The sequence below is a fragment of the Herbaspirillum sp. RV1423 genome (assembly GCF_000577615.1).
Lineage (GTDB): Bacteria > Pseudomonadota > Gammaproteobacteria > Burkholderiales > Burkholderiaceae_D > Herbaspirillum.
On the sequence record NZ_CBXX010000002.1, the window covers coordinates 17,188 to 40,115 of the forward strand.

Here is a 22,928-nt window from a genome sequence, read left to right on the forward strand (position 1 = left end):
TCTAAAGGGGCGTAAGTGAATAAAACCGAATTGATCGATCACATTGCCGAATCGGCCGATATCTCGAAAGCAGCATCGGCGCGTGCGCTGGAAGCTGTCATCGGCGCAGTGAAAACGACATTGAAGAAAAACGGCTCCGTTACCCTGGTTGGTTTCGGTACATTTTCCGTCGGCAAGCGTGCAGCGCGCACGGGCCGCAATCCGCGCACCGGGGCGGCGATTAAAATCAAGGCAGCGAAAGTGCCCAAATTTAAACCTGGCAAAGCTTTAAAAGATGCGCTAAACTAGCGGTCTTTCGTCGTTGACAGACGACAAATGACTGTTTGGGCTCAAGGTGCGGGTGCTTAGCTCAGTTGGTAGAGCAGCGCCCTTACAAGGCGCGGGTCGGGAGTTCGAGCCTCTCAGCACCCACCAGATCTCGATAGTCAGCAACGATTTAGGAGTGGTAGTTCAGTTGGTTAGAATACCGGCCTGTCACGCCGGGGGTCGCGGGTTCGAGCCCCGTCCGCTCCGCCAATATCATTAAAGCCTTATAGCTCATAGAGTTATAAGGCTTTTCTCATTCTGGGCTGGTAGCAATTTTGGTAGCAAATCCAAAAATGCTCAAACTTCCCATCTATCTCAGAGGTTCTAGTTACTACCTGCATACTAGAATTTTTGGTAAGCAAGTCAAACGCTCACTCCATACAGCAGACCCCACACAAGCTATTATTAGAGCTTCTAAGCTATTAGAAGAGGTTCAGATGGCAATTGATTTGTCTAAGGTCAGAAAATTCGAAATAGACCTTTCTAGGGGGATTGCTAAGGCAGATGGTCCTGAGGATCATGCTCGTATGATGGAAGCCTTATCTTTACTCACAAAAAGTCAAAAACAACATCAACAGCAACCCCACTCTTTAGGAGTTTCTGCCCCAGTGGGGCATGCTGCTACGCAGTCAGGACTGACGTTGATGGAGTTACTGGATAAGTTTAATTTATTAAAAAAACTTCGTCCTGCTACTGTGTTGGCACATCGAAATACCGTTAACGAATTTTCCAACTTTTTCCAGAAAAAATGTTTTATCACTGAAATTTTGGTGAGTGACATTACACGTTATCAAGAATTTTTAGCCACCAAAGGAAATGTTCCCAGAACCATTGATGGGAAAGTTGGTTACATCAAATCATTATTAAACTTTGCGATCAAGCAGGGTTATTTGTCTGGGAAAAATCCAGCAGAAAATATGACACTACTCACAAAAAAACAAAAATTAACCGAAGGTTATGGAATTTTCGAGGAACAGGAAATTCAGCAAATTTTCTCAAGTGAGTATTTCCAAGAACAGAAAACTTCTGACCCTGATTATTATTATGTGCTGCTGCTGGCATTAGTAACTGGTTGCCGAGTAAGTGAAATTACTTCGCTAACTCGTGGTCAATTTCAGGTTAGTAATAAAGATAATTATTTGATCTCGATTAGGAATTCAAAAACAGCGGCAGGAAAAAGAGAAGTGCCAATACCTAAAATTCTGTTTACAGATTTTGGGTTGCTTCCTTTTCTTGATGAGAAAAAAGAAGCAGTTTTCAAGTATGCGCCAAGAGATGGAAAAGGGTCGGGTAATGCCGTTGGAAAAAAATTTAAACGACAGTTGGATGAGTTAAAAATCGATCGTGATAAATTAGTTTTCCATTCAATCAGAAAATTTCTTAATGATTATTTTTTGAAAAATGGAGTTGAGTATGAGCCGAGATGCCAATTTTTTGGACACGAAATTGAGGCAGTGAATGTGGCAACTTACTCGAAAAAATTTAGTCTTGATGAGTTAAGTAAGATCACAAAACCAGCTCAAGAAAAAATTTTGGATATTGCGATGAGTAAGAAAAAAGTGGAGGAGTAACGCATAATTTTCTAAACCGCATAAAAAATAATCCTGCCATCGAGCAGGATTTTTTTTTGTGTGGGACAGGATTTTTAAGGATGTAATCCTTAAAGGTGTGGCTGTTGATTTTTTCTTTAGGGTCAAGGGAGTATCCCTTGCTCACGCAACCCCATAGGGGTTGGTATAGTGAGTGATGCCAACCCGAGGGATGGCATCTTGACTAGCACCAAAAAACTGCTAAATTATTTATATGCACATATAAAAACAATAACAGGAGGTGCTATGAATAATAATATTCTAAGAACAGAAAAAGTCAAATCGAGATCTCAAATCACACAAGCTGCTGAACACAACTTCAGGCTGCGAGATCAAAACAATATCGATTCAAATCGATCCCATCTCAATAAAATTTTTGTGAACACATTAAATGTGGATACAAAGAAATCTAGTGACCTTCAAGAAAAGCTAACTTCGTTTTATCAGTCCCTTGACATTAAAGAAAAAAAAGACAATGTGTTAATGATGGAGTTTGTTGTATCAGCTTCGCCAGAATTTTTTGAGAAAAAATCTGCAAAGCAAATTGATGAATGGGCAGCTCATCAAGTTGAATTTTTTAAAAAAGAATTTGGTGAGCAATTAAAAATTGCGATTCTTCATTTAGATGAAAAAACACCTCATCTACATTTTATGATCGGTACAGAAATTAAATCTGTGAAAAAGTATAGAAATCAGAAGGGTGAATTTTTCAAGGAGACTTGGTCATTAAATGCTAAAAGATATGACCCAGATTTTTTGTCTGCACTGCATACCAGGCACGCTGATTGGAATAAAAAATTTGGACTAAAAAGGGGGGTAAAAGGGAGTATGAGAAAACACAAATCACTAAAAGAATTTTATGCGATGGTGGATAAAGCGTTAAATTCTGACTATGCAAAACAGATAGAGAAATCTATTGAGAGTTTAGAAACCAGCTTTTTTTCTAATAAGGTTTCTATCGAAGAAGTAAGAGAGAAGTTCAAGCCAATACTAAATAATGTTCTGAAACAGAACAAAGCACTTCGTGAGAAATATGCACTTGATATCAAGCAATGGGCTGAAGACTTGAGTAAAAGAGATGCTGAACTCAAGGAAAAAGAAGAGGTGCTTAAGCAGCGAAATGAGGTTTATGCCGATGCTATTAATCGTGCAATTGTGGATGCTCAGTTGATTCAAGAACAACAAAATATTATCAAGAAGTTAAAGGAAGAAAATTCCACGTTGCTGCACAAGCTTGGTGGTGGTGATCTTGCCAAAAAATCAACTTTGAAATCTACTAGTCAAAAAGTGAAACTGTAAACTTTTACAGTTGACAGGCGGCGGCGGGCTGTAGTGGGTGATGTACTATAAAATCAAGCGTGGATTGACATTGCTTTTTCTTAATGGTATAGTTTGTTTGCAGTTTGTGGCGGTAGAAGCGCCCCACGTTAAACACAGAAGACTTCAAACAGAAATATTGTGGCGGTAGGATTAGCCCCACGTTAATAAGTAAAAGTATCCAAACAGAAATAACTGCCAGAAAAAACCCCGAAAGGGGTTTTTTTTGGTCTATTGAAAGTGCTTATGCAACTTGTCAAGCTTGATCCGTCCTTTTATCCAGCTAATACCCATTTGGTGCAGGTTATGGATAAGACTGGAACTATATGGGATCCTACTAAAATTAGGGGTTATGGCATTGTTGTAATAGCAATAAATGAGCTAACTTTTGGAATACCCTTAAGAAGTCATATCAATCATCAAGCAGCATATTTTACTGTTCGAAATCCAGGCTATGTAAAGGGTAAAACCCCCTACGGAAAAGGTTTGGATTTTTCCAAAGCACTTTTGATTTCCCAGCCACATTATCTATCATCACAAGTGTTCAAGATAGACGCCGTTGAACATAAGAAATTGGTTTCAAAGCAATACTATATTGAGCAGCTTTTTAATGACTATGTTGAAAAGTATGTTGCCGCACAGAAAAAAAGTGATCACAACATTCTTAATAGTATGGAATACAGACACACTACTTTGCAAAATTATCATCCAGAACTCGGAATTTTGCCCAAGGTTACTGTAGTAAAGGTTGTTTAATAATTAATTTTATGTGGTATCGATTTAGGTAGCAATTTTTTTAAATATACCGCTGCTATGCCTTTGATTTTATTGGTGAATTTTTTTTTGGGGTGTTTTTTTTGAACAGCCCCGTCCACTCCGCCAGATAAAAAGCGCCCGCGTCAGCGGGCGTTTTTACGTTTACATCCGGATTCGCTTCGCAAATCCCCGATTAAAAGCGGAGTGGAGGGAGCCGCCTGCGCGGCTCCTGGCGGGCGAGAAGGGAATCGTCGCTTGCAAGCGATTCCGCAGCCTGCACATATGCGGGAGAGCCACGTCCGTCCACTCCGCTAAAAATTGAAACGCCCGCTTGGTGAAGCCAAGCGGGCGTTCTTGTTTGTGTTTTTCATTCATATCTCCAGATGCAAAACACCCCCAGGCTTTTACAGCGGTTGCCCGAGCCCGGCCGTCGACGCCGGGAATCGACATTCCAATGAATACGTCATTTTTCTTTGTCTGAATAAAATACAGTTTTGTAGCAATATTAATTTGAGTATATTGTAGAATAAATTCTCATTGCTCCCATGTAGTAAGCCATTTTTAGATATTTCATATAAGTACGTGGAGATAGTCACATTTTACGTATTTATGGTGACTTTTCGCAGCAAGAAAAAATGGCGTCACTCCGAAAAATAGAAGAAACCTAGTATTTTCGATGCTTTTCTTTTAATGCAGGAGATAAGAAATCGAATGTGGCGCCGACGTAAATCATATAAATAATTCGTCGGAATCAATGTGCGTTCGCACCAGCCGCCTTCTGGCACCTCAAGGTTATGTCCGGAAACAAAATGTGTGATGTTTTGCAATGGATTCCAAAAGAGGGGAAATCAAGGCCGGGCGCCCCCGATAAACGCTTCAGGTCTTTAGGGACTCGCCATCACGATGCCAATATCAAGCAAACGAGAGTCGAACAAAAAGTCGTCGCTGGCAAATACCGGTCTTTTCCTCATTCTCGCGACGTTGTTGTTGATCGGTGTCGCCACCGCGGTGTCTTATCGCAGCGTGCGGATCTTCGAGGCGCGGTCGCTACGGGTGCAGCATACACATACCATCTTGCAACGTCTGGAAGAAAGCCAGTGGACGTTGCACGATCTGGTTGCCAGTGCACGCAGCTATGCGCTTTCTGGCAGGCATGAATATCTGTTGAGTTTCGAGGCGGACCGTACCTTGCTATCCAGCCTGTTCAACGGTTTACGGGGCTTGCAGTTCGACAACCAGGAGCAGCTCGACCGGGTGGCGCATCTGAGTCAGACCGTCGCCAAGCGCGTCGAACTGGCGCGCACGCTGATCGAGGCAGATAAGAATGCACGCATCCACAATATTGATGAACATGACCGCGACCTGAGCGAAGACATCCGTCAACAGTTCGCCGTTCTCAAGGAAATCGAGGGCGCATCACTGGTCCAGCGTTCAAGCGAGATGGCCACCGGCATTCGCTGGGTCATCCTGGCTATTGCCGGCGGCAGCATCGTCAGCATCGCGATGCTGATTGCCGTGTGCCTGCGTCTTAAACGCGAGACGCTCAGCCGCGAGGAAGCCCAGACCAAAGCGCAAATCTACGCGGCTGAAGTTGAGGCGCTCTATAATCAGGCGCCGTGCGGCTATCACTCGATTGACGAAGAAAGCGGCCTGATCGTGCAAATCAATGACACTGAACTATCCTGGCTCGGCTATCGGCGCGAACAGGTTGTGGCCAAGATGAGGCAGACCGACCTGATGAGCGAGGCCGGCGCCGAACGCTATCAACAGGAAATCTGGCCGAGATTTCAGCGCGACAGGGGCGTCAACGGCGTCGACATCGATTATCTGCGCGCCGACGGTACGTATTTTCCCGTGTTGATGAGTGCAAGTACTGACGTGCACCCCGAGACCGGTCGCGTCGTCAGCCGCAACGTGATCCACGATATTTCCGCGCGCAGGCAGGTCGAGAAGGAAATCGAAGAACTCAATGCCAGCCTGAGGTGCCAGACTCAACGCCTGAGCAACGTCAACAAGGAACTCGAGAGTTTTTCCTATTCGGTCTCGCACGACTTGCGCGCTCCGCTACGCGCCATCTCAGGCTATGCCATGATGATCGAGGAGGATTACGCAGATGCGCTGGATGCCAAGGGCAGGGAACTGCTGCAGGTTATCCGCAAGAATGTCAGCAAGATGGATGCGCTCATCAGCGACTTGCTCAAGCTGTCGAAGTCGGCTACCGGCGAGCTGACGCTGGGAAATTTCTCCATGCAGAAGCTTGTCGAGCAAGGCGTTGCCAGTCTGCGACGCGAAAATGACAGGGTTGAGTTCATTATCGACCCGTTGGAAGATGTGATAGCCAACCAGGGGTTGATCGGTCAGGTTTGGGAAAACCTGTTGGGAAATGCACTCAAGTTCAGCCAGAAAGCCGAGCACCCGATAGTGCGTGTGTCGTCCACGACAACGCCGGAAGAAGTGATTTACCAGGTGCAGGACAACGGCGTCGGCTTTGACATGCGTTATGTGCACAAGCTGTTTGGTGCTTTCCAGCGCTTGCACCGGCAGGAAGACTTTGCCGGCACCGGGATCGGATTGGCGCTGGTACAACGCATTGTGGTCAGGCACAACGGTCGCGTGTGGGCTGAGAGCAGGCCGGGCGAGGGAGCTACTTTTTATTTTGCCTTGCCGCGCAGGGAGCTATAGTGGCGGCATGATGCCATGACCGGCGCCTGGGCGACGGTCGTAACAAGAATTGGGGCGGGAAGCGAATTTTATGAGTATTCCACTCAGGGTATTGTTTGTCGAAGACATGGAAGAAGACGTGATCCTCATGGTTCGCGAGCTCAAGCGCGGCGGTTTCGAGCCGACCTGGCAGCGTGTCGACACCGGGCCGGACATGGAGGCTGCCTTGCGCGACACATGGGATATCGTGATATCGGATTATTCGATGCCGATGTTCAGCGCGGTCGATGCGCTGGATCTGGTGAAAAAGCAGAACGATCAGATTCCATTCATCATTGTTTCCGGCGCCATCGGCGAGCAGACCGCAGTGGAGATGATGAAAGCGGGAGCGCAGGATTATTTCCTCAAAAGCGCCATAGCGCGCCTGCCGATCGCGGTCGAGCGCGAGCTGCGCGACGCCCTGGTGCGGCGCAAGCAGCGCGCCAGCGCAGTGGCCTTGCGCGAGATGCAGGCGCGTTTCCATGCCTTCATGAACGCGGCGCCGATGCCGGCATGGATCAAGGATGCAGACTTGCGCTATCTCTATGTCAATCCGGCGCAATCGGCCTTTTTCGGCATGACGCCTAGCGACATGATCGGCCTCAGCGATTTCGACCTGATGTCCGGCGGCGCTGCACAAAACGTCCAGGCCAACGACCGCAAGGTGCTGGAAAGCAATCGCGAGATGCACACCCAGGAGACCGTATTCGACGCCAATCACAATCCCAAGACCATGGACATGGTGCGCTTCCCGATTGGCAGCGACGGCAAGATGCTGGCGGCAGGGCTGGCGATGGATGTGACCGAACGCGTCAACTCGCAGAAGGAACTGGAGCAGGCCATGCAGCGCCAGCAAATGCTGGCCAGTCGCGTGATCGAGGTGCAGGAACGCGAACGCCAGCATCTGGCGCGCGGCCTGCACGACGACGTCGGCCAGTCGCTGACTGCGCTCAAGATCAATTTGGAAACCATCAAAAAAACCGGCTCACTGGAAGGTCCGTCGCTGCAGAACGGCATCGACATCGTCGCTGCCGTGCTGTCGCAGGTGCGCAGCCTGTCGCTCGACCTGCGACCACCGCAACTGGACAATCTCGGCCTGATCGCCACCTTGCGTTCCTATGTCGAGAACAAGTCCCGCCTGGCGAACGTGAAAGGCTGGTTTGAAAGTTCGCCGCTGTCCGAGGAACTGCATCACGATATCGAGAACACCTGCTTTCGCATCGTGCAGGAAGCTGTCACCAACATTTTGCGTCACGCCGATGCACAAAATATTTGGGTCAAGGTCAGCCAGCGCCAGGGGCACCTCAACGTCAGCATTCGCGACGACGGCAAGGGCTTCGATCTGGAGAAGGCCCGCAGTAATGCCATTTCGGGCACCAGCTTCGGCTTGCTGAACATGGAAGAGCGTGCCGTTCTGGTGGGGGGCACGATGGACATCAGCTCCGCACCCGGAAACGGGGCGGAAATCGTTTTTCAATTACCTGTGACGCCTGTCATGCGGAGGATGTGAACATGTCGACGAAAATCTTGCTGGCCGATGATCATGCGCTGGTGCGCAGCGGTATACGTTCGCTGTTGATGGCGATGCCGGGCATTGAAGTGGTCGGCGAGGCGGATGACGGCAATGCCGCCATCGAGCTGACTGAAAAGCTCAAGCCCGATGTCGTCGTCATGGACATCGCCATGAAAGGCATGAATGGCCTGGAAGCGGTGCGCCGCTTGCGGGCTGATCATCCGACCACCAAATTCCTGATGCTGTCGATGTATGGCAGCGAGGAATACGTCATGCAGGCCCTGAATGCCGGCGCCAACGGTTATTTGTTCAAGGATTCCGCCGCCTATGAGTTGGAAAAGGCGCTAAACGAGGTCATTCACGGCAGGCAATACCTGGATTCGCACATCTCCCGGGACGCGCTCGACCTGTACATGAAGAAAGTGGCGCAGGACGGCACGGCAGTCGAAATCCTCACTCCGCGCCAGCGCGAGATTCTGCAACTCATTGCGGAAGGCAACAACACCAAGGAGATCGCGTATCGCCTCAACGTCAGCGCCAAGACCATCGAAACGCATCGGGCGCAACTCATGGAACGGCTCGAAATCCGCGACGTTCCGGGCCTTGTGCGCTATGCAATCCGGACCGGGATGACCACTTCGGACAAGTGAAAATGCAGTGACTCAGGTAAATCCTGATATCTTATCTTGTTGGTCATGCCATAATAAATTCATCTGACCTGATGCTGCGAATGTCGTTTGTGCAGAAAATTCAACGTCGATCAAGCCTGTGCCGCCATGAATGGCACGGGCACTGATGAGGTTAAAAAAGAAACAGTTGGCGAGAAAGCGACCTGCACATGGAGCAAATGGATATCATGCTGGTGGACGACAGCCCGGAGGTTGCCGAGCTCACGCGCATCGCTCTGGACACCAAGAAATTGGCGGACAGGATGACGTGGTTTGCCGATGCAGAGGAAGCTTCCGATTACATGTTTGCCGACAAGATATTTGCCGATCGCAAGGATCTTCATCCGCGATTGATCCTGCTGGATTTGCACCTGCCCCTGATGAGCGGCCACGAATTTCTCAAAATCATCAAATCCAACGTCGCCACGGCGCATATTCCCGTGGTGATGTTTTCCTCCTCCGACGACCAGCGCGACATTGTTCAGAGTTACCAGCTCGGCGCCAACGGCTATCTGATGAAATCTGCCGATCCGCGCGAGTTCATCGGCACGGTGGCCGATGCAGGCGTGTTCTGGGTGAATCGGAACAAGGTGGTGCGCTGACTGGACGGTGACGGGAATAAAAATACAGGCCGAGGCCGAGTGCCGTTCTGTTAAATTTGAAAAATGTCCTCATCGTAAATTCTTGGCCGTCGTCCTGACGAACGTCAGGACCCCGTGTCATATTGGCCGTCTTCACGACGCTGGGACGACGGCGGTAGAAAGGCATACGCTTAACTAAACGGCAATAAGACCGAGGCCTGCATTTTTCATGCATGCATCAGGAATGAAATTGCCTCAGGCCATCGAGGTCGAGGATGGTGATGCTGCCGTAATCCACTTTCAGCAGCCCGGCTTTTTCCAGCACTTGCAAAGCCTGGTTGGCGCGCTGGCGCGAGGCACCCGAGAGATTGCCGACTTCCTCCTGCGAAATTTGCAATTCGAGGCCGATGCCGGGATTCAGGTAAGGATTGAACAGCGCGGCCAGGCAACGCGCAACGCGTGCGTCGGGTTCCAGCATGCGGTCGTATTCCACCAGCGAAATGAACAGGCTAAGGCGCTCATTGAGTTGCGTCACGAGAAAGCGATTGAAGGGAATGCTGTTGTCGAGCAGCCAGAGGTAGGTGGCTTTGGGCATGTACAGCAACTCGCTGTCGCGCAGCGCCACCACATCGTATTTGCGCGGTTCATCTTTCAGCAGTGAACCTTCGCCGAGCCAGCCGCCGTTGGCCATGCCGGCGAAGGACACAGTCTTGCCTTCGGGCGAGACGCTGCTCATCTTCAACAAGCCTTCATGCACGCCGATCCAATGCGTGACCGGATCGCCCTTGCGGCACACGAAACCGCCGGCGGAAATCTTGCGGCTGAACACTTCGGATTGCACGCGCGCCAGTTGTTCGGCGGTCAGCGCGCGCGCCCAGATGCTCTTGCCCAGCATGTCCCTAATCGATGTCTCAGTTGTCATTATGATGCGTCGCAATATCAAAAGTTTGGCAATTGTCCGGCAATTGTCTGCGAGATGACAACCCTGCCTCTCAACTCACACTACTATCATCGCACAAAAGCAGCGTACAACCGCCTGACTTGCCGCAGCACAAGAGCAGTAAGTGCGCCGTAAGCATGCCGGTTCAGACTGACTTGACACATATAGAGACCCAAAACGTTTGTGTTGCGTGCCCGTATCCGGCAGCAATCGGGCGTTTATAAATAAAGGTGGGACGATGGTGGAGACAACACAACGTCCAGGAGCGCTGACATTTCCGCAGTTGCTTCTGATGCATGCACAGACGCGCCCGGAGCGCCCGGCATTCCGGGAAAAGGATCTGGGCATCTGGCAAACCACGACGTGGGCGCAGGTTGCCGACGAAGTCAGGGCGTTTGCCTGCGGCCTTGCGGCGCTCGGTTTCAAGCGCGGCATGAGCCTGGCGATCATCGGCAACAATTGCCCGCGCCTGTATTGGGCGATGTCGGCGACGCAATGCCTGGGCGGTATGCCGGTGCCCTTGTATCAGGACGCGCCGGCAGCCGACATGGCTTACGTGCTCAACGATGCCGAAATCGATTTCGTCGTCGCCGAAGATCAGGAACAGGTCGACAAGGTCTTTGAAATCAAGCAGAGTTTTTCGGACGGCGCTGCGCGTCCGACGCACATCATCTATGACGATGTGCGGGGCATGCGCAATTATCGCCAGACCGAATTGTCGTCTTTCGCCAGCGTGCAGGACATCGGCCGCGCCTATGACAAAGCCAATCCTTCGTTCTTCATGGACCAGGTCAATGCGCTGACGGCCGACGATATCTCCATCATCCTGTACACCTCCGGCACCACCGGCAAGCCCAAGGGCGTCTGCCATTCGCATGCGGCGATGATCGCGACGGCGCAGACGCTGGTCGAGTTCGACCAGTTGAACGATCGCGACGACGTGCTCTGCTATCTGCCGCTGGCATGGGTGGGCGACTTTTTATATTCATTCGCGCAGACCCATGTGGCGGGCTTCTGCCTCAATTGCCCGGAGTCGCCGAGCACGGTGATGAGCGATTTGCGCGAGATCGGACCGACGTACTATTTCGCTCCGCCGCGCATCTATGAAAACATTCTCACGCAGGTGATGATCCGTATCGAGGATGCCGGCTGGATCAAGCGCAAGCTGTTCCATGGCTTCATGAAGATTGCGCGCCGCGTCGGCATGCGCATCCTCGACAAGAAGCCGAATGTTTCGCTGGGCGATCGCTTGCTGTATGCGATCGGCGACCTGATCATCTACGGTCCGCTCAAGAACGTGCTGGGCATGTCGCGCATCCGCGTGGCGTATACCGGCGGCGAAGCGATCGGCCCCGATCTGTTCGACTTCTATCGTTCGCTCGGCATCAACCTCAAGCAGTTGTACGGCATGACGGAAACCTGCGTGACGGTGTGCATGCAGCCGTCCGGCGACGTCAGGCTCGACACGGTGGGACGGCCGATGAAAGGCGTCGAGGTCCGCATCGACGCCAGCGGCGAAGTGCTGGTGCGTTCGCCGGGCCTGATGAAATCGTATTTCAAACGCCCCGACGCCACTGCCGAGGCCATCGACGAAAACGGTTACTTCCACACCGGCGACGCCGGTTTCTTCGACAGCGATGGCCACCTGAAAATCATCGACCGCGCCAAGGATGTCGGCAAGATGGCCGGCGGTGCGATGTTTGCTCCCAAGTACATCGAGAACAAGCTGAAGTTTTTCCCGTTCATCAAGGAAGCCGTCACCTTCGGCAACCAGCGGGAGCAATGCACGGCTTTCATCAACATCGACATGGATGCAGTCGGCAACTGGGCCGAGCGCCGCAACCTGGCCTATAGCGGCTATACCGACCTGGCGGCGCATCCGAGCGTGTACGAACTGGTGGCGGAGTGCGTCGAGAAAGTCAACGCCGACCTCGTGCAGGATCCCTTGCTGGCGGACTCGCAGATCCATCGCTTCCTGATCCTGCACAAGGAGCTCGACCCCGACGACGATGAACTGACGCGCACCCGCAAAGTGCGGCGCGGTTTTATTGCCGAGAAGTACGCCGTGCTGATCGACGCGCTGTATGCCGGCAAACGGTCGCAGTACATCGAGACGCAGGTGAAATTCGAAGACGGCCGCCAGGGCATGATCGCGGCCGACCTGAAGATCGCCGACGTCAAGACTTTCGCCAATCTCAACCAAGCGGCATAGGCCTGCATGACCATCATGAAAAGACACGTCACGGAAGAAGTGCAGCCGATGGAACCCGCGCCGCTGCAGCAGGAACGACACGATGCGATGGCGGAGACGGACGGTGGCCGCAGGATCGGCGAGGTGATCCTCGACCTGCAAAACATTTCGCTGTCGTTCGGCGGCGTCAGGGCGCTGACCGATATTTCGTTCAACGTGCGCGAGCACGAGATCCGCGCCATCATCGGTCCCAACGGCGCCGGCAAGAGCTCGATGATCAACGTCATCAACGGCGTGTACCATCCGCAGAAAGGCAACATTGTCTTTCGCGGCGAGCAGCGCCACAGCATGCATCCGAGCAAGGTGGCGCGGCAAGGCATCGCGCGCACTTTCCAGAACATCGCCTTGTTCAAAGGCATGACCGTGCTCGACAACATCATGACCGGGCGCAACACCAAGATGCATTCGAGCTTTCTTTCCAATGCCATCTGGTGGGGCAGCGCGCGCAATGAAGAAATCCTGCATCGCCGCAAGGTCGAGGAAGTGATCGATTTTCTCGAGATCCAGCACATCCGCAAGACGCCGGTGGGGCGCCTGCCCTACGGCTTGCAAAAACGCGTCGAGCTGGCGCGCGCACTGGCGGCCGAGCCGGGCATGCTGTTGTTGGATGAACCGATGGCCGGCATGAACGTGGAAGAGAAGCAGGACATGTGTCGTTTCATCCTCGACGTCAATGAGCAGTTCGGGACCACCATCGTGCTGATCGAACATGACATGGGCGTGGTGATGGATATCTCGGACCGCGTGGTCGTACTCGATTACGGCAAGAAGATCGGCGACGGCACGCCCGACGAAGTGATGGCCAACCCGGAAGTGATCAAGGCCTATCTAGGCACTTCTCACTGAGTCGACTGAAACAGGAATAGCGGAGAACGCAGATGCAATTTTTCTTTGAAGTGACGCTGAGCGGCTTGCTGTCCGGCCTGATGTATTCGCTGGTGGCGCTCGGTTTCGTGCTGATTTACAAAGCCTCGGGCGTGTTCAATTTCGCCCAGGGCGCAATGGTGTATTTCGCCGCGCTGGCGGTGGTCGGACTGATGGAGAAGGGCATGCCGATGTGGGCAGCCATCATCGGCGCGTTCGTGGTGATGATTCTGGTCGGCCTCGCCACGGAGCGCTTCGTCTTGCGCAAGCTGGTCAATCAGCCGCCGATCACCTTGTTCATGGCGACCATCGGCCTGGCTTTTTTCCTCGAAGGGCTGGGACCGTTGCTGTTCGGCAGCGAAGTGCGGCCGATCGAACTGGGCATCGTCGACGAACCGATCATGTCGATCATGGACAGCATTGGTATCGGCATTTCCAAGTTCGATCTGTTTGCATCAGGCATGGTGATCCTGCTGGTGGCGCTGCTGGCGCTGTTTTTCCAGAAGACCAAAGTCGGCCGCGCGTTGCGCGCAGTCGCCGACGACCATCAGGCCGCGCTTTCGTTGGGCATCCCGCTCCAGCACATCTGGGCGGTGGTATGGGGCGTGGCCGGTTTCGTCGCGCTGGTGGCGGGCCTGCTGTGGGGTTCGCGCAATGGCGTGCAGTTCGCATTGACGATGACGGCGCTGAAGGCCTTGCCGGTGTTGATCCTGGGCGGCTTCACCTCGATCCCGGGCGCGATTGTCGGCGGTCTTATCATCGGCGCATCGGAGAAGCTTGCGGAAATTTATATTCCGCCGGTGCTGCAGGATCTGTTCGGCGGAAACTTCGGCGGCATCGAAGGTTGGTTTCCGTATGTGTTTGCCTTGCTGTTCCTGCTGGTGCGGCCGGAGGGATTGTTTGGCGAGAGGTATATCGACCGCGTCTGACGAAGACGCACAGAGTGCAATAAACGCCGTCATTCCCGCGAAAGCAGGAATCCAGCGTCGTCCGATGATTGAAGCCATCGGACAAAACAACACTGGGTCCCGGCGTGCGCCGGGACGACGGAGATGAAAATAAGTGGTGGAAGCGCGTAGCTGACGGCGAGCGTCGCACCGGACGGAGACACAGGAGAAACACTATGCTTTATCGCGAGGCCGGACAGTTCAAGACGTCGTACATTGCCGACAGCCAGATATTTCCCATCCGCCAGGATCGCATCGGCATGGCGATCCTGCTGGCGGTGGCGTTCGTCGGCATTCCGCTGGTCGGCAGCGAGTATTGGTTTTCGGCGATCCTGATTCCTTTCCTGGTGTTTGCGCTGGCGGCGCTCGGGTTGAATATCCTCACCGGTTACGCCGGCCAGTTGTCGCTCGGGTCGGCGGCCTTCATGGCGGTGGGCGCGTATGCAGCCTATAACTTCCAGTTGCGCATCGAAGGCGTTCCCATCCTGCTGTCCTTCATCCTGGCCGGCGGCTGCGCCGCGCTGGTGGGCATCGTGTTCGGCTTGCCGTCGTTGCGCATCAAGGGCTTTTATCTTGCCGTGGCGACGCTGGCGGCGCAGTTTTTCGTGGTCTGGGCGCTGACCAAGTTTTCCTGGTTCTCCAACGATAGTTCGTCGGGCGTGATCAGCACGCAGAAGATCGATTTTTTCGGCATCGACATCAACTCGCCGGTCAAAAAATACCTGTTCGTGCTCGGCATCGTCTGCGTGATGGCGCTGCTGGCCAAGAACCTGGTGCGTTCCTCGACCGGTCGCGCCTGGATGGCGGTGCGCGACATGGACGTGGCGGCGGAAGTGATCGGCATCCAGTTGATGCGCACCAAGCTGCTGGCGTTCGCCGTAAGCTCTTTTTTCTGCGGCGTGGCCGGTGCGCTGTATGCGTTCTGCTACCTCGGCTCGGTGGAGCCGGACGGCTTCTCGCTGGACCTGTCGTTCCGCATCCTGTTCATGATCATCATCGGCGGCGTGGGCAGCATCCTCGGCGCTTTCCTCGGTTCGGCATTCATTTTGCTGCTGCCGATCTTCCTCGACAATGTGCTGCCGCCGCTGGCCTCTTTCCTGCACCTGCCGTTCACCAACGCCACGGTGTCGCACATCCAGTTGATGCTGTTCGGCGGACTGATCATTTTCTTCCTGATTGTCGAGCCGCACGGGCTGGCGCGCCTGTGGCAGATCGCCAAGGAAAAGCTGCGTTTGTGGCCGTTCCCGCATTAATGCATTTTCAGAAGTAAAACGATGCGTGCCCAGAAGTAAAATGAGGTACGCACATGGGTAATAAAACTCAAGGAGACAGGAATGAAAAGCATCAAACAGCTTGTGCTTGCCGCGACCGTCGCTGCAAGCCTGTTGGTTCCGGCGCTGCCGGCAATGGCGCAGGCCAGCGATCAGTTCATCGCGATTCCCAGTTATCGTGTCGGTCCTTACGGCACCAACGGCCAGTCGTATTACGGCGGCTATGTCGATTACTTCAACTACGTCAATCTGAAGGACGGCGGCGTCAACGGCGTCAAGCTGTCCTGGGAAGAGTGCGAGACCGAGTACAACAACGCCAAGGGCGTCGAGTGCTATGAGCGCATGAAGAACAAGAATCCGGTGACCAAAGGGACCGCGATCAATTCCATGGCGACCGGTATTTCTTATGCGCTGATCGACAAGAGCGTGGAAGACAAGGTGCCGCTGCTGATGATGGGTTACGGCCGCACCGACGCGGTGGACGGTTCGGTGTTCCCGTATGCTTTTCCGCTGGTGACGACGTACCAGATGCAGGTATCGGCGATCGTCAAGTTCCTCACCACGAAGAACGGCGGTTCGCTGGCCGGTAAGAAGATCGTGTTCCTCTATCACGATTCGGCTTACGGCAAGGAACCTATCGTCGCGCTGGAAGCGGAAGCCACGCTGGGCAAGTTCAAGGTCGTACAGATCCCCGTTGCGCATCCCGGTAACGAACAGGGCGCGCAATGGCTGAAGATCCGCCAGGAAAATCCCGACTACGTGATTTTCTGGGGCTGGGGCGTGATGAACCAGACCGCGCTGAAGGCGGCGCAAAAGGTCGGTTATGCGCGCGACAAGATCATCGGTTCATGGTGGGCCGGCTCTGAAGAAGACACGATTCCCGCCGGCGAAGCCGCCAAGGGTTACATGAGTGCGACCTGGAAAGTGGCGGGCAAGGGCGTGCCGCTGATCGCCGATATCGAGAAGGTGGTCTACGGCGCCGGCAAGGGTAACCTGCAGGACAAGGCCAAGATCGGTTCCATCCTGTATAACCGCGGCGTGTCGGCGGCAATCGCTACGGTGGAAGCCGTACGCACGGCCCAGGGCAAGTTCGGCAAGGGCAAGGTCATGAGCGGCGAGGACGTGCGCTGGGGCCTGGAAAACCTCAACATCACCAATGCCCGCTTGCAGCAACTGGGGGCCACCGGCCTGCTGCCGGAGATCAAGACTTCCTGCGACAACCATGAAGGTTCCGGCAAGGTCAAGATCCAGCAATGGGACGGCAGCAAGTGGGTGCTGGTGTCGGACTGGATTGAAGGCAACAAGAACCTGATCCACCCACTGTTCAAAGCATCCGCCGCCAAGTACGCAAAGGAAAAGGGAATCACCCCTGCCTGCATGAAGTAGGCGTCGGCGCCGGCGTGTTGGAATGTATCGGCGCGCCGGCGCTTTCTTGAAAGATGGTCCGAAAACAGGCAGGCAAAGCTGGAGCGAGCATGGGTACAGCACTCAACATCAACAACATCGAAGTCATTTACGACCATGTGATCCTGGTCCTCAAGGGAGTGTCGCTGGCGGTGCCGGAAGGCAAGATCGTCGCACTCCTGGGCGCCAACGGAGCGGGCAAGAGCACAACGCTGAAGGCGATTTCCAACCTGCTGAGCGCCGAACGCGGCGACGTTACCAAGGGCAGTATCGAATTCAGGGGCGAGCGCGTCGATCAGTTGACGCCCAACGACCTGGTCAGGCGCGGCGTGATTCAGGTGATGGAAGGCCGGCATTGTTTCGGCCACCTTACCGTGGAAGAAAACCTGCTGACCGGCGCCTATACGCGCAATATCGGCAACGCCGAAGTGAAGCGGGAACTGGAAAAGATCTACGACTATTTTCCACGCCTGAAGGTGCGCCGCAAGTCGCAATCCGGCTATACCTCCGGCGGCGAACAGCAAATGACCGCGATCGGCCGGGCGATGATGGCCAAGCCGTCGATGATTTTGCTCGACGAGCCGTCGATGGGGCTGGCGCCGCAGATCGTCGAAGAAATCTTCGAGATCGTCAAAGACCTCAACACCAAGGAAAACGTGTCTTTCCTGCTGGCGGAACAGAACACGATGGTGGCGCTGCGTTATGCCGATTTCGGCTACATCCTCGAAAACGGCCGCGTGGTGATGGAAGGTGCGGCCAACGACCTTGCCAGCAACGAAGACGTCAAGGAGTTCTACCTCGGCGTGTCGGCGGCGGGGCGCAAGAATTTCCGCGACATGAAGTTCTATCGGCGGCGCAAGCGCTGGCTGGCTTAGCGCCGGCGGCGTTGCTTTTTCTTGCCGTACCTTCGTACTAGCGGCTTCTAATATAGGTGCGGCGTGTGCCGCAACAGTTCTTCCTCAGTCCACGCATACGGTAAATCCATGTCCGACATTCTCGACCCTTCAGAACAACGCGATCCGCAGCAGCGCGAAGCCGCGCTCATGTCTGCCTTGCCCGGCCTGGTGGCGCGCGCGCAGGGTGCAGAAGGCTGGCGTCGCATTCTCGACAGCGTCAGTGCCGGTGACATCCGCGACCGCGCCGCACTGGCGCAATTGCCGGTCACGCGCAAGTCGGACCTGAAAGATCTGCAGGCTGCGACGCCGCCGTTCGGCGGGCTCAACACCACGCCGCATCGTCAGTTGCGGCGCCTGTTCGTATCGCCCGGACCGATCTTCGATCCGGAGGGGCATAACCAGGACTGGTGGCGTTTCGAGCGGCCGATGCGCGCGCTCGGGCTGCGCGCCGGGCACATCATCCAGAACTGTTTTTCCTACCATTTCACGCCGGCCGCGTTCATGGCCGAAGGCGCGGCGGCCAAACTCGGCTGCGCGGTAATCCCGTCGGGCATCGGCCAGACCGAATTGCAGGTGCAGACCATGGCGTCGCTGAAGCCGGATGCCTATGTCGGCACGCCGTCCTTCCTCAAGATCATCATCGAGAAAGCGCAGGAGATGGGGGTCGCGCTCGACAGCCTGCAACGCGCGCTGGTCAGCGCCGAAGCCTTGCCGCCGTCGCTGCGCAACTGGTTTCACGCCAATGGCGTACCCAATGTGTTGCAACTGTACGCGTCGGCGGATATCGGCAATATCGCCTACGAGTCGATCAGCGAGGGCAAGGTCAATCCCGGAATGATCCTCGACGAAGACCTGATCCTTGAAATCGTCCGGCCCGGCACCGGCGATCCGGTCGGGCCGGGCGAGGTCGGCGAAGTGGTGGTGACCTCGTTCAATCCCGATTATCCGTTGATCCGTTTCGGCACCGGGGACTTGTCGGCCGTACTGGACGGCGTCTCGCCGTGCGGACGCACCAACACGCGCATCGAGGGCTGGATGGGACGCGCCGACCAGACCACCAAGGTGCGCGGCATGTTCGTGCATCCGTCGCAGGTGGCGGAAATCGCGCGCCGCCACGGATTGATCCTCAAGGCGCGGCTGGTGGTCAGCGGCGAGATGGCCAGCGACAGCATGACCCTGCATTGCGAAACCATGGACATGGAAAGTGCGGCGGCGCAGGCGGCGGCGATTGCCGACAGCGTGCGCGACATTACCAAGCTGAGGGGGGAGGTGCTGTTTGCTGCCCCTGGAAGCTTGCCGAACGACGGCAAGGTGATCGAGGACGCGCGCAAGTACGAATGAACGAAAGAGCGTTCAGTCCGGATCGGTCTTGACGACGGTCAGGCGGGCGATCAGGAATTCGCCGTCCGCGACTTTGCGAAACGGCACGCCCGCTGCTTCAAAGCCCGGTCCGCCGTGGTCGATCCAGGTCTGCGCGACCGTATCGAAGGTGGACAAATCCATGCCCAGCATCTGAAACGAGAGCACGAATCGCGCGCCTTGCTTTTGCCGTTTGACGATATCTTCCAGCTTTGCCATTTCCGTTCCTGTGGAGCATGAAGAGGTTTACCGGCCGCATGATAGCGCGAACCGGGATTGTCCGCGTATTTCCCGACGGCGGCATCGGTGACTTGGCGTGACGGGCTGTGTATAATGACGCGCGGGTGTTGCCATGGCGGCATCCCCAGAGCGGACCAGTCTGCTCCGCGCCGGTATTTGCTACAGGGCGAACGAGAGTTCGCCTTTTTTGTTATGTGTCCCTGTGCGTGTCCTGGCTGACCTTTGCGTACGCGAGGAGCGCGGTAACTGATGTCATTGTTTGTGATCGGCTGACCAATGTTTGATTTTATTCGTAACCATCAGCGCTTGATGCAATTCCTGCTGCTGCTGTTTATTTTCCCGTCTTTCGCATTCTTCGGCCTGGAAGGCTACAGTCGTTTTTCCGATGGCGACAACGCCGTGGCCAAGGTGGCCGGCCAGACCATCACCAAGGAAGAATGGGACGCAGCCCAGCGCCAGCAACTGGAGCGCCTGCGCCAGATGTCCGGCGGCCAGATCGACGCCAAGTTGTTCGACACGCCTGAAGCCAAGCGCGCCGTGCTGGAAAACCTGATCGCCCAGCGCGCGCTGGCGGCTGAAGTTGTCAGCGACAAGCTGGCGGTATCGGACCAGACATTGCAGCAAAGCATCATGCAAATCCCGGGTCTGCTGAAGGCCGACGGCAGCTTCGACAGCGACCAGTATCGCGTCCTGCTGGCAGCCCAGGGCCTGACCCCGAAGAGCTATGAAGCCAGCCTGCGCCGCGACATGGCCTTGCAACAGATCAACGCCGCCGTGCAAGGCACCGCGTTTGCGCCGAAGACCGTGGCTGCGCGCCTGTCCGACCTGAACGACCAGGAACGCACGGTGCAGGAATTGCAGTTCAAGGCAAGCGCCTATGCCGGCCAGGTCAAGGTGACCGACGACATGCTCAAGGCGTATTACGACAAGAACGGCAGCAGGTTCGAAGTCCCCGAACAGGCGAAGATCGAATACGTGGTCCTCGACAGCGCCGCCGTGGCTGCACAGGTCAGCGTGTCCGACGCCGACATCAAGTCCTATTACGACCAGAACATCAAGCAATATTCGACCGAAGAACAGCGCCGCGCCAGCCACATCCTGCTGGAAGTCAAGAAAGGCGCTTCCGCCGCCGACAAGGCTGCGGTCAAGGCCAAGGCCGACGCGCTGGCAGCGCAACTGCGCAAGAGTCCCGGCGATTTCGCCAAGCTGGCCAAGGCCAATTCCCAGGATCCGGGTTCCAAGGACCAGGGCGGCGATCTCGGCTTCTTCGGCAAGGGCGCCATGCTCAAGTCGTTCGAAGATGCGGCTTACAAGCTCAAGCAGGGTGAAATCAGCGATCCGGTCGAGTCCGATTACGGTTATCACATCATCCAGTTGACCGGCATCAAACCGGGCGCCGTCAAGCCGCTGGATGAAGTCAAGGGCGAAATCGCCGCTGAAATCAAGAAGCAACTGGCCGCCAAGAAATACGCCGAACTGGCAGATACCTTCAACAACACCGTCTACGAACAGGGCGACAGCCTCAAGCCGGTGGCCGACAAGCTGAAACTGAAGATCGAAACCGCCTCCGGCGTGACGCGCCAGCCGAATCCATCGCTGGCGCCGAACACGCCGTATAACAATCCTAAGTTCCTGACGGCGTTGTTCACCGATGACACCATCAAGGGCAAGCACAATTCGGAAGCGGTCCAGATCGCACCGGCCACGCTGATCGCCGGCCATATCGTGGAATACAAGCCGGTGAGCAAGCGTTCGTTCGACGAGGTGAAGAACGACGTGCGCGAACTGGTTACGCAGACCGAAGAAATGGCGCTGGCGAAGAAGGCCGGCGAAGCCAGGCTGGCCGAGCTCAAAGCCAAGGACGACGCCAACGGTTTCGGCGACGCCAAGGTCGCTTCGCGCGTGAAGACCCAGGGTTGGAACCAGGATGCCTTCCTGGCCGTGATGAAGGCCGATACCGCCAAGCTCCCGGCTTATACCGGCGTGGAAGTGCCGGGTCAGGGTTACAGTGTGTTCCGCATCACCAAGGTGGCGCAGCCGGCGACGCCTGATACGGCCCGCCGCAAGACCGAGCAGGAACAGATTGCCAATACGCTGGCTCAGCAGGAAATGCTGTCTTACGTCAATTTCCTGAAGGAAAAGGCCAAGACCAAGATCCTCAAGGGCGGCGAGGCGGTCATGACCTCTTCCGGCGGCAAGCAGGCCGACGCCGGCAAGTAGGTCGAGCGGCGTAAATAATATGCATTGGACAAAAAGGGCTGCATAAGCGGTAATGCCGTTGAGTTAAGTTTGAAAAGGGCCTTCTGCATTGTCTCAGTCCATCACTACCGTCGTCCTGACGAAAGTCAGGACCCAGCGTCGTGTTGGACGTCGTCACGACACTGGGTCCCAGCGTGCGCTGGGACGACGGACGGGAAAATAGGCTTGGCTGAACGGCATTGCCGTTTATGCGGCCTTTTTTCATGTACCGTCGCAGGCTGCTGAACGTACAATACAAGTTCACACCAGTTCCTCACGCGCGCCAATGCCAGCCCGAACCTCATCTTCATCTTCATCTTCATCTTCATCTTCATCTTCATCTTCATCTTCATCTTCATCTTCATCTTCCGTCCCCGTTCTCATTATCCATACGGGCGATCCCAACGACGAATTGAAGCAGTCTTACGGCAGTTATGCCGTCCAGTTGCAGAAAGCGGCCGGACTGGCCGACGATGGGACTGAAATCGTCTCGGTGTTTCAGGGGCAGTTCCTGCGCGAGCCTGACCGATACCGCGCGGTGCTGATCACCGGTTCGCCGACCATGGTGACGGATCTGGTCGAATGGAGCGAGCGCACCGCCGCCTGGCTGCGCAGGGCGGCAGAGCACAAGTTGCCGATGTTCGGCGTCTGTTATGGCCATCAACTGTTGTCGCATGCCTTCGGCGGCAAGGTCGGCTACAACCCGGCCGGACGCGTGGCGGGCACCATGACGGTGAAAAAGCATGCCGTCGCCGTCGATGAACATTTACTGCATGAGATGCCCGAGAGCTTCGCGGCGCACATGCTGCATTCGCAAGTGGTGCTGGAACCGCCGCCGGGCGCGACTGTCCTGGCAAGCTCGCCGATGGATCCGCACCATATGTTGCGGCTGGCGCCCAACATCTTTTCGGCGCAGTTCCATCCCGAGTTCACCAGCGATTTCGTCAAGGCGCACCTGGTGTATTACACCGACGTGTACAGCAAGTGCGGCATCGATACCGCAGCCATGTGCGAGCAGGTCAGCGAGACGCCGCAATCAGCCGCGCTGCTGCGCCGCTTCCTCCATCTGCACGCCTGATTCGCTGCAA

20 protein-coding genes and 2 tRNA genes are annotated in these 22,928 nt (G+C 54.9%); 19 read left to right on the forward strand and 3 right to left on the reverse strand.

Translation table 11 applies throughout. The features are described 5' to 3' along the window. Positions 1-15 precede the first annotated feature (15 nt). The 10 genes from RV1423_RS01960 (at position 16) to RV1423_RS02010 (ending at position 9,451) form a co-directional block, all read left to right on the forward strand. Positions 16-288 (forward strand): HU family DNA-binding protein, encoded by a 273-nt coding sequence (locus tag RV1423_RS01960; protein ID WP_034292595.1) that lies wholly within the window; start codon positions 16-18, stop codon positions 286-288. A 50-nt stretch (positions 289-338) separates the two neighbouring features. Then, positions 339-414: transfer RNA gene (locus RV1423_RS01965), tRNA-Val, on the forward strand. Positions 415-439: 25 nt separating this feature from the next. Then, a tRNA-Asp gene (locus RV1423_RS01970) sits at positions 440-516 on the forward strand. Between the two features lie 83 nt (positions 517-599). Next, complete coding sequence (locus RV1423_RS01975; RefSeq protein WP_034292596.1) at positions 600-1,877, forward strand: phage integrase SAM-like domain-containing protein; 1,278 nt, start codon at positions 600-602, stop codon at positions 1,875-1,877. A 198-nt stretch (positions 1,878-2,075) separates the two neighbouring features. Beyond that, positions 2,076-3,194, forward strand: a complete 1,119-nt coding sequence (mobV, locus tag RV1423_RS01980) for a MobV family relaxase (protein ID WP_231502016.1) — start codon at positions 2,076-2,078, stop codon at positions 3,192-3,194. Between the two features lie 264 nt (positions 3,195-3,458). Next, positions 3,459-3,968 (forward strand): type III toxin-antitoxin system TenpIN family toxin, encoded by a 510-nt coding sequence (gene tenpIN, locus RV1423_RS28885; RefSeq protein WP_034292598.1) that lies wholly within the window; start codon positions 3,459-3,461, stop codon positions 3,966-3,968. A gap of 903 nt (positions 3,969-4,871) precedes the next feature. Further along, entirely contained in the window at positions 4,872-6,650 is a 1,779-nt protein-coding gene (locus RV1423_RS01995) for an ATP-binding protein (protein ID WP_034292602.1), read from the forward strand. Positions 6,651-6,720: 70 nt separating this feature from the next. Beyond that, positions 6,721-8,178, forward strand: coding sequence for an ATP-binding protein (locus tag RV1423_RS02000; protein WP_034292604.1), 1,458 nt, complete (start codon positions 6,721-6,723; stop codon positions 8,176-8,178). Between the two features lie 2 nt (positions 8,179-8,180). Beyond that, positions 8,181-8,831: a response regulator transcription factor gene (locus RV1423_RS02005; protein ID WP_034292605.1), complete on the forward strand. Its 651-nt coding sequence runs from the start codon at positions 8,181-8,183 to the stop codon at positions 8,829-8,831. Between the two features lie 188 nt (positions 8,832-9,019). Continuing rightward, the gene (locus tag RV1423_RS02010) at positions 9,020-9,451 is read left to right on the forward strand and encodes a response regulator (RefSeq protein ID WP_197034859.1); all 432 of its coding nucleotides are present in this window, start codon (positions 9,020-9,022) and stop codon (positions 9,449-9,451) included. 217 nt (positions 9,452-9,668) lie between these two features. Here the strand turns inward: RV1423_RS02010 and RV1423_RS02015 are convergent, their stop codons facing one another. Then, positions 9,669-10,325 (reverse strand): Crp/Fnr family transcriptional regulator, encoded by a 657-nt coding sequence (locus RV1423_RS02015; RefSeq protein ID WP_197034860.1) that lies wholly within the window; start codon positions 10,323-10,325, stop codon positions 9,669-9,671. Positions 10,326-10,608: 283 nt separating this feature from the next. Between RV1423_RS02015 and RV1423_RS02020 the strand changes: the two genes are divergently transcribed. The 7 genes from RV1423_RS02020 (at position 10,609) to RV1423_RS02050 (ending at position 19,344) form a co-directional block, all read left to right on the forward strand. Further along, a complete protein-coding gene (locus tag RV1423_RS02020) occupies positions 10,609-12,582 on the forward strand; it encodes a long-chain fatty acid--CoA ligase (protein WP_034292611.1) in 1,974 nt (657 codons plus the stop codon). 48 nt (positions 12,583-12,630) lie between these two features. Further along, the gene (locus tag RV1423_RS02025) at positions 12,631-13,467 is read left to right on the forward strand and encodes an ABC transporter ATP-binding protein (RefSeq protein ID WP_373419948.1); all 837 of its coding nucleotides are present in this window, start codon (positions 12,631-12,633) and stop codon (positions 13,465-13,467) included. Positions 13,468-13,499: 32 nt separating this feature from the next. Further along, positions 13,500-14,414: a branched-chain amino acid ABC transporter permease gene (locus tag RV1423_RS02030; RefSeq protein ID WP_034292613.1), complete on the forward strand. Its 915-nt coding sequence runs from the start codon at positions 13,500-13,502 to the stop codon at positions 14,412-14,414. Between the two features lie 194 nt (positions 14,415-14,608). After that, a complete protein-coding gene (locus tag RV1423_RS02035) occupies positions 14,609-15,685 on the forward strand; it encodes a branched-chain amino acid ABC transporter permease (RefSeq protein WP_034292616.1) in 1,077 nt (358 codons plus the stop codon). A gap of 81 nt (positions 15,686-15,766) precedes the next feature. After that, complete coding sequence (locus tag RV1423_RS02040; protein WP_034292618.1) at positions 15,767-17,089, forward strand: ABC transporter substrate-binding protein; 1,323 nt, start codon at positions 15,767-15,769, stop codon at positions 17,087-17,089. A gap of 89 nt (positions 17,090-17,178) precedes the next feature. Beyond that, complete coding sequence (locus RV1423_RS02045; protein WP_034292620.1) at positions 17,179-17,982, forward strand: ABC transporter ATP-binding protein; 804 nt, start codon at positions 17,179-17,181, stop codon at positions 17,980-17,982. A gap of 108 nt (positions 17,983-18,090) precedes the next feature. Further along, positions 18,091-19,344 (forward strand): phenylacetate--CoA ligase family protein, encoded by a 1,254-nt coding sequence (locus tag RV1423_RS02050; RefSeq protein WP_034292622.1) that lies wholly within the window; start codon positions 18,091-18,093, stop codon positions 19,342-19,344. Between the two features lie 12 nt (positions 19,345-19,356). On the opposite strand, the gene RV1423_RS02055 is transcribed toward RV1423_RS02050, so the two are convergent. Then, complete coding sequence (locus tag RV1423_RS02055; protein WP_034292623.1) at positions 19,357-19,581, reverse strand: hypothetical protein; 225 nt, start codon at positions 19,579-19,581, stop codon at positions 19,357-19,359. Between the two features lie 297 nt (positions 19,582-19,878). Between RV1423_RS02055 and RV1423_RS02060 the strand changes: the two genes are divergently transcribed. Then, positions 19,879-21,822: a SurA N-terminal domain-containing protein gene (locus RV1423_RS02060; protein WP_034292625.1), complete on the forward strand. Its 1,944-nt coding sequence runs from the start codon at positions 19,879-19,881 to the stop codon at positions 21,820-21,822. 279 nt (positions 21,823-22,101) lie between these two features. Here RV1423_RS02060 and RV1423_RS30805 read toward each other — a convergent pair whose 3' ends face one another. Further along, complete coding sequence (locus tag RV1423_RS30805) at positions 22,102-22,224, reverse strand: hypothetical protein (RefSeq protein WP_255344188.1); 123 nt, start codon at positions 22,222-22,224, stop codon at positions 22,102-22,104. A 28-nt stretch (positions 22,225-22,252) separates the two neighbouring features. Here RV1423_RS30805 and RV1423_RS02065 point away from each other — a divergent pair, with 28 nt between their 5' ends. Further along, positions 22,253-22,918 (forward strand): glutamine amidotransferase, encoded by a 666-nt coding sequence (locus RV1423_RS02065; RefSeq protein WP_231502017.1) that lies wholly within the window; start codon positions 22,253-22,255, stop codon positions 22,916-22,918. Positions 22,919-22,928: the final 10 nt, after the last annotated feature.